This window comes from Achromobacter sp. 01N37 (assembly GCF_056399725.1).
The window spans coordinates 609,157-616,391 of record NZ_JBFTRX010000003.1 but is presented as its reverse complement, the minus strand read 5'-3'; the positions used below and the strand labels follow the sequence as shown (position 1 = coordinate 616,391).

General features: G+C 64.7%; 3 protein-coding genes. All 3 read right to left on the bottom strand.

Features of this window, described 5'->3' with window-relative positions; genetic code table 11:
* The coding region (locus AC1DSJ_RS08980) for a retention module-containing protein (RefSeq protein WP_441371307.1) at positions 1-5,000 on the bottom strand (5,000 nt) is incomplete at its 3' end.
* An 84-nt stretch (positions 5,001-5,084) separates the two neighbouring features.
* Positions 5,085-5,741, bottom strand: coding sequence for a response regulator transcription factor (locus AC1DSJ_RS08975; RefSeq protein WP_175168496.1), 657 nt, complete (start codon positions 5,739-5,741; stop codon positions 5,085-5,087).
* Between the two features lie 25 nt (positions 5,742-5,766).
* A complete protein-coding gene (locus AC1DSJ_RS08970; protein ID WP_425286173.1) occupies positions 5,767-7,200 on the bottom strand; it encodes a TolC family outer membrane protein in 1,434 nt (477 codons plus the stop codon).
* Between the last annotated feature and the right edge of the window lie 35 nt (positions 7,201-7,235).

The following is a 7,235-nucleotide window of genomic DNA, read 5'->3' as shown; positions in this document are numbered from 1 at the left end:
CTCTTGTCGGTAGCCGTAATCGTGACGGAGTAGACACCGTCCGTACCACCTTGCGAGGCCGAACGGTCCAGCGTGCCGGTGATGATGCCGGTAGCCGGATCAATCGTCAGGCCGGGCGGCAGGCCAGTAGCGGAGTACGTCAGCACGTCACCGGTGTCGACATCCGTGAACTGGCCGGAGATATCGACCGGGGTGATGGCTTGGCCGTCGTTGCTGTTTTGATCGTCGAGCGTCACGCCCGGGGTCAGCGTCGGGGTGTCGTTCGTGCCCGTAATCGTGACCGTCAACGTTGCCGTCGAGGTGCCACCTTCGCCGTCGGAGACGGTGTAGGTGATCGACGACGTCGCGGTTTGATCAACGCCCAGCGAGTTAAATGTCGAACCCGGGTTGAACGTGTAGGAGCCGTCGGCGTTAAGCGTGAACGTGCCGCCGTTGGAACCGACGATAGCCGTGCCGACGTTGGCAGCGTTGCCGTTGACTTGCGAGACCGTCAGGGTATCGCCGTCAGGATCGGTATCGTTGGTCAGTACGCCATTTGCAGCGTCAACCGACAACGATGCGCCCTGCCCCGTATCGCCTTCGTCGTTGACGGCGGTCGGAGCCGGGTTCTTGACGTCCCACGAGAAGTCTTGCGTGACGGATGCGCCAGCCTTGTCGGTGGCGGTGATGGTGACGGTGTACACGCCGTCGGTACCACCTTGCGAGGCGGAACGGTCCAGCGTGCCGGTGATGATGCCGGTAGCCGGGTCGATGGTCAGGCCGGGCGGCAGGCCCGTTGCCGAGTACGTCAGCACATCGCCGGTGTCGACATCCGTGAACTGGCCGGAGATGTCGACCGGGGTGATGGCTTGGCCGTCGTTGCTGTTTTGATCGTCGAGCGTCACGCCCGGGGTCAGCGTCGGGGTGTCGTTGGTGCCGGTGATCGTGACCGTCAGGGTCGCGGTCGACGTGCCACCTTCGCCGTCGGAGACGGTGTAGGTGATCGACGACGTCGCGGTTTGATCAACGCCCAGCGAGTTAAATGTCGAACCCGGGTTGAACGTGTAGGAGCCGTCGGCGTTAAGCGTGAACGTGCCGCCGTTGGAACCCGTGATGGCGGTGCCGACGTTGGCGGCGTTGCCGTTGACTTGCGAGACCGTCAGCGTGTCGCCGTCGGGATCGGTGTCGTTGGTCAGTACGCCGTTCGCGGCGTCAACCGACAACGATGCGCCCTGCTCCGTATCGCCTTCGTCGTTGACAGCGGTCGGTGCCGGGTTCTTGACGTCCCACGAGAAGTCTTGCGTGACCGAGGCGCCAGCCTTGTCGGTGGCGGTGATGGTGACGGTGTAGACGCCGTCGGTACCACCTTGCGAGGCGGAACGGTCCAGCGTGCCGGTGATGATGCCGGTAGCCGGATCAATCGACAGGCCAGGCGGCAGGCCAGTAGCGGAGTACGTCAGCACGTCGCCGGTGTCCACGTCCGTGAACTGGCCGGAGATGTCGACCGGGGTGATGGCCTGGCCGTCGTTGCTGTTTTGATCGTCGAGGGCGACGCCCGGGGTCAGCGTCGGGGTGTCGTTGGTGCCGGTGATGGTGACCGTCAACGTTGCCGTCGAGGTGCCACCTTCGCCGTCGGAGACGGTGTACGTGATCGACGAAACGGCCGTTTGACCAACGCCCAGCGAGTTGTAGGTCGAACCCGGATTGAACGAGTACGAACCGTCGGCGTTCAGCGTGAACGTGCCGCCCGTCGAGCCGGCGATTGCCGTGCCAACATTGGCCGCGTTGCCGTTGACCTGCGAAACCGTCAAGGTGTCGCCATCCGGGTCGGTGTCATTCGTCAACACGCCGTTGGCGGCGTCAACCGACAGGGTTGCGCCCTGGTTCGTGCTGCCGTCGTCATCCAGCGCCGTCGGAGCCGGGTTCTTGACGTCCCACGAGAAGTCCTGCGTGACCGACGCGCCGCTCTTGTCCGTCGCCGTGATCGTGACGGAGTAAACGCCATCCGTACCACCTTGCGAAGCCGAACGATCCAGCGTGCCGGTGATGATGCCGGTAGCCGGATCAATGGTCAGTCCAGGCGGCAGGCCCGTTGCCGAGTACGTCAGCACATCACCAGAATCCACATCCGTGAATTGACCAGAGATATCAACCGGCGCAATCGCCTGGCCGTCGTCGCTGTTTTGATCGTCGAGCGTGACGCCCGGCGTCAACGTCGGCGTGTCGTTCGTGCCAGTGATGGTGATCGTCAGCGTCGCCGTGTCCGTCGCGCCTTGTGCGTCGGACACCGTGTAGGTGATCGACGTGGTGGTCGTCTGGCCGACGCCCAGCGAATTGAATGCGCCGCCCGGATTGAAGGTGTACGTTCCGTCCGCATTCAGCGTGAAGGTGCCGCCGTTGGAACCTGCCACGGCCGCGCCTACGCCCGCCGCGTTGCCGTTGACGTGCGACACGCTCAGCGCGTCGCCGTCGGGGTCAACGTCATTGCCCAGCACGCCTTCGGTGCGGTGGTCGACAACCAGCACGTTGTCTTGCGACGTCGCGCCGTTGTCATCGGTGGCGATCGGCTCGGGGTTGCCCACCTTCCACAGGAAGGTCTGCGTCACCGATGCGCCCGACTTGTCGGTGGCCGTGACGGTGATCAGGTACTCGCCCTTCACGCCGGTGTTGGTGTGGTCCGACGCCCAGTTCGCGAACGTGCCGGTGAACGTGCCGGTTGCCGTGTCGAACGTCAGGCCGCCGGGGATGTGGTCGACCGAATACGTCAGGACGTCGCCCGTGTCGATATCGCTGAATGCGCCCGCGACGCTGACCGTCACGGTGTCGCCGTCCATGTTGTCGCGGTTGTCCAGCGCGATGGCCGTGGGCGCGTCGTTGGTGCCGGTGATTTCAACCGTCAGCGTTGCCGAGCTGAAGCCGCCCTCGCCGTCCGAGACCGTGTACGTGATCGAGGACGTGGTCGTTTGGCCGGCGGCCAGCGAGTTGAACGCGGAACCCGGATTGAAGGTGTAGGAACCGTCGGCGTTCAGCGTGAACGTGCCGCCGTTGGAGCCCGCGATGGCGGCGCCGACGTTGGCGGCGTTGCCGTTGACTTGCGACACCGTCAGGGTGTCGCCGTCGGGGTCGGTGTCGTTCGTCAGCACGCCATTCGCCGCATCAACCGTCAGCGTGACGCCTTGGTCGGTGCCGCCTTCGTCGTTGACGGCGGTCGGCGCCGGGTTATTGACGTCCCACGCGAAGTCTTGCGTGACCGAGGCGCCGCTCTTGTCGGTGGCGGTGATGGTCACGATGTACAGGCCATCCGTACCGCCTTGCGACGCCGAGCGGTCCAGCGTGCCGGTGATGATGCCGGTGGCCGGATCAATGGTCAGCCCGGGCGGCAGGCCCGAGGCCGAATACGTCAGCACGTCGCCATTGTCCACGTCGGTGAACTGGCCGGAGATGTCGACCGGGGTAATCGCCTGGCCGTCGTTGCTGTTCTGGTTGGCAAGGATGACGTCGGGAATCAGCGTCGGCGCGTCGTTGGTGCCGGTGATCGTGACCGTCAGCGTGGCGGTCGACGTGCCGCCCTCACCGTCCGAAACGGTGTAGGTCAGCGACGAGGTCGCGCTTTGGCCAGCCGCGAGCGAATTAAAGGCCGAGCCCGGGTTGAACGTGTACGAACCATCGGCGTTCAGCGTGAAGGTGCCGCCGCCGGAACCGGCCACGGCCGTGCCGACGTTGGCGGCGTTGCCGTTCACTTGCGAGACCGTCAGCGTGTCGCCGTCCGGGTCCGTGTCGTTGGCCAGCACGCCATTTTGTGCATTGACGTTCAGCGTGACGTCTTCGTCCGTGCTGCCCGTGTCATTCACGGCCGTGGGTGCGGGGTTGGTCACGTCCCACTCGAACGCCTGCGAGGTGCTTGCGCCAGCGGGGTCCGTGGCGGTGACGGTCACCGTGTAGACGCCATTGGCGCCGCCTTGCGAAGCGGAATGGTCGATCGTGCCGGTAATGATGCCGGTGTTGGGATCGATGCTCAGGCCCGGCGGCAGGCCGGTGGCGGAATAGGTCAGCTTGTCGCTGGTGTCGATGTCAGAGAAGTTGCTCGACACATCAACGCTGATGCCCGTCTGCGCGTCCACGCCCGACACGTCGGAGATGGCGGTAGAAACCGGACCATCGTTGGTGCCGGTAATGGTCACGACCAGCGTGGCCGTGGACGTCGCGCCACTGGGGTCGGTGATCGTGTAGGAGATCGTGCTGGTGGCGGTTTCACCGGCGGCAAGCGACACGTACTGGTTGCCCGGCGTGAACACATAGCTGCCGTCGGGCAGCACGGTAAACGTGCCGCCGTTGGAGCCAGTCACGGTGACACCGGCCGGCGTCATCGCGCGGCCGCTGACCGACACGATCGCCAGCGGGTCGCCATCGGGGTCCGTGTCGTTGGACAGCAAATTGCCGCGAACACCGGCGCTTTGTTCACCGCGGCCAGCGTCGTCCAACGCAACCGGCGCATTGTTCAGCGTCGGCGTCGCGGCGGCGTCGCCGTCACCGGTCGCGCCTGCGCCCGACACACGATTCAGCGTATCGTCGCCGCGCGCCGGGTTGGGATACGCCAGATCCAGCGGCGTGGTGGTTTCCAGGATGCGGGCCAGGCGCACGAAGCTGCTGCCGCCGGCATCGCCGCCGCCCGCCACGATGGCAGCGGTGGGGTCCAGGTCATCGAACGGGTCGCGGCCAGCTTGCAGCGCGGCCAGCAGGCGATCCGAATCCGTGCCCGAAGGCGGCGTCACGGCGGCTTCGGACGGGTCGGCAAGCGGGCCGCCCATGTCGGGGCTGATAGCGACTTCACGGCCTTCGCCGATCACGATCGGCATGCCGTTTTCAACTTGAAGCGAAACCGTTGCGCCCGACGCGGTGACGACGTCGCTGCCGGCCGGAACCTTGCTGCCTTGGTGAAGTTCAGTCAGAGAGCCGTCGCTATTGCGAATCCAGGCACGACCGGTGATTTCGTTGACGACAGCGGGAGAAGTATTGGCCATAACGATTCCATTTCAGGAGGTTATCGAAGATGACCGGATACTACCTAGGCTCGCAGGATTGCGATATTGTCCGTAAGGACAATGTCAGCTGATTGCCCTTGCGCGGGGCGTCGGACGTGCAGAAATTCCATGCACCAACAGCGCAAGCTGCAAGCGGTCCGAGACCTTGAGCTTGTCGAAGGCCGACGAAAGATGCGCCTTCACCGTGCGCTCGGTGATGCCGAGTTGATCGGCGATTTGCGCGTTCGCTTGCCCGCTCGCGGCGCATTCAGCAACGGTGACTTCGCGGTCGGTCAAGAGGCCGCCGTCCCACGCTTCGGACTCTTCGCCATGCTCGGACACCATCTTGAGCAGACGGGTCACTAACGAGCGGCCCATCCAGATGCCGTCGGACGCCACCACCTCAAGCGTTTGCGCCAGAGACGTCACCGGCGCATGGCTGTGCCGGTAACCATGCGCCCCGGCCGCCAACACGCGTGTGCCCTCTTCATCGCTGGGATGCGGGCTGGCGACCACCAGCCGCAGCCCCGTCATCGTGGCGCTCCACGCGGGCGCATTCCAGGACGGGAGCCCCGGCACACCCGTGTCCAACACGACAAGTGAGCGGCCCTGTTCGCGCCAGCCTTGCAAATCCGACAGCGCAGCCCCGCGCACCGGCAGCCAGCGCGCAGCGTCAAGCGCGCTCCAGTGGCGCCAGAGCAGATCGTCATGCGTGATCAACAAGACGGGAGTGGGCTTCATCAGTGCGTCCTGCTCGGTTGCGTGTTCATCGGGCACGCGACAACGCGGCCGGCGAGGCTTCGCTGGTTTGCATACGCACCGGAGCCAGACGCGCCTCGTCGGGCACCGTCGAGTTGCACTGCTTGATCACTTCGTCAGCCACAACCATTTGGCCGTTTTCTTCAGGCATTTCATTGCGCGCCGGTTGCAGCGACAACGCGGGCAACAGCGCATGCGACAGCGCCAGCCAGCGGTACTGCGCAAGCTTCAGGTCGTACAGCCCATTGGTCAGCGCGCGGCGCGATTCGAACAATTCGTTTTCGGTGTCCAGCAAGTCCAGCAGCGAACGCTGGCCGATCTGGAATTGCTGGCGATAGGCGTCGCGCACTTTGGTGGTGGCCAGTTCGTGGTCACGCAGGAACGGCAGCTTCTGGCTCAGGCTCTGGATGTTGTTCCAGGCCACGGCCAGGTCTTGCTGCACGTTGCGGCAGGTGTAGTCGCGAATGTCGCGCGCGGCGTAAGACTGCGCGGTCGTTTGGCGAATGCGCGCGGCATCGGCGCCCCCGCGGTACAGGTTGTAGTTCGCCACCACCTGCACGCTGGTGCTCTGGATGTCGCGGTTTTGCGGCGTGGGGTCGTTCTGATCGCGGCCAGTAGAAGCCACGAATTCAAACTTCGGCGAGTACGCACCCTTGGACGACGCCACGCCTGCTTCGGCCGCTTGCAGGCCCGCTTGCTTGGACAGGAAGCTGGGGTTGCGGCGCAGCGATTCGTTGAAGCTGCCCGGTTTAACCGGAAGCTTGTCGCCGACGTCGGGCGGCGGCTGCATGGCGTCTGGCGGGAAGGCGCCGGTGACGCGCTGGAAGCGCTGCTGCACGTCCAGCAGGTTGGCGGTTTCCGTCATCAGGTTGGTCTGCGCCAGCGACAAACGGCCGCCCGCCTGTTCCAGATCAACCCGGCGGCCAACGCCCGATTCGGTGCGTTCGCCAATCTGCTTGAGCGTTTCTTCGTGCAGGGAATAGTTCTGGCGGGCCAGCAGTTCCATGTCGCGATAGCGTTGCAGGTCGATATAGGCCTGCACAGCGGCAAACGCGGTGCTGTCGCTGGTGGCCAGCACGTCATAGAAACGCGCAAGCTTGTCGAAACCGGCTTGCTTGACGTCGTTATTGGTGCGGAAGCCGTCAAAAATCAGCTGGCGCAGTTCGACGTTGTAGCCCGGGCGGCTCCAGTTCTGCGAGCCCACACCCGGCACGTTGCTGCGGTATTCGCGGCCGACGTAACCCTGGGCATTGATCTGCGGAAAGAAGGCGGCGCGCGCCACAGCCTGCCCTTCCAGCGACGCTTGAAAGTCGTGGTACTTGGCTTGGATTTCGGGATTGCTAAGCAGCGTCTGCTCAACGATCTGGTTCAGGGTGATCGCCGGCTGGGCGCCGGGGGCCGCAGGGGGCACAGGGGCTTGTGCAAATGCGGTGGGAGCCATGACCAAGGCAAACACCGAAACCGAACGTCTGAGCA